The 1,114-nt window shown below is 59.8% G+C and carries 1 protein-coding gene; it reads right to left on the reverse strand.

Features of this window, described 5'->3' with window-relative positions; genetic code table 11:
- On the reverse strand, positions 1 to 1,085 hold a 1,085-nt coding region (locus AB0C34_RS31575), incomplete at its 3' end, for a condensation domain-containing protein (protein WP_357081119.1).
- Positions 1,086 to 1,114: the final 29 nt, after the last annotated feature.

A 1,114-nucleotide genomic window follows, 5' to 3' on the forward strand; every position in this document is an offset into this window, starting at 1 on the left:
ACGGTCAGCCAGGTGATGTCCTCGGGCAGTTGCGGGCGTGTGGTGCTGGTGGTCAAACCGACCACGGTGCGGGAGTCGGTCAACATATGGGTGATGCGTTCGGTGGGATAAGTCGGGTCGATCGGCAGGAAAGCAGCCCCGGATTTGGTGACCGCCCAGACCGCGAGGACCGATTCCACGGAACGTGGGATACCGATCGCGACAACATCTTCCGGACCGACACCATGATGGATGAGCAGACGAGCCAACCGGTTGGAACGTTCATCGAGTTCCCGATAGCTCAACTGCTCACCGTCGAACACGATCGCCGTCGCGTCTGGATCTCGCCTGGCCGCGGTAGCGAGCAACTCCGCCAAAGTGACCGCAACCGCGGCGGGCCGACCATGACGGGTGAGCAGATCAGCTCGCTCGGCAGCCTCGAGTACCTCGATCGCCGCGACCGGGATACTGGGATCGACCGCTACCGACTCCAGGATCCGGATCCAGCGACGGGTCATGGAATCGATCGTCGCGGGATCGAACAAATCCGTGGCATAAGTGACAGCGATACGCATATCACCGGTGTCGTGATCGTCGGACAAAACGAACTGCACATCGAAACGCGACACCCCGGTCGGAAGATCGACTACCGACACCTCCAAACCAGGTAACACCAACTCCACACGCTCGAGATTCTGAAACGCCAACAACACCTGAAACAAAGGATGACGCGACTGCGACCGCTGCGGAGCCAGCCGCTCCACAAGCTGCTCGAACGGCACATCAGCATGAGCATAAGCATCCAGATCGACCTGCCGGACCCGCCCCAACAAACCAGTGAACGACTCACCGAGATCAACCTCGGTCCGCAACACCAAAGTATTGACGAACATCCCGACCACATCATCCAACACAGCCGCACCCCGACCAGCGACCGGAGTACCCACCGCAATATCACCACTACCACTCAACCGCGCCAACAACACCGCCAAACAACTATGCACCACCATAAACAACGACGAATTATGCTGCCCCGCCAAACGTTCCAACCTCCGCACCGACTCCGCAGGCAACACAAAACTGGCAGCAGCACCCCGCTGAGACATCACCACCGGCCGCGACCGATCACACGGCA

The organism is Nocardia sp. NPDC049220 (assembly GCF_040647855.1).
Lineage (GTDB): Bacteria > Actinomycetota > Actinomycetes > Mycobacteriales > Mycobacteriaceae > Nocardia.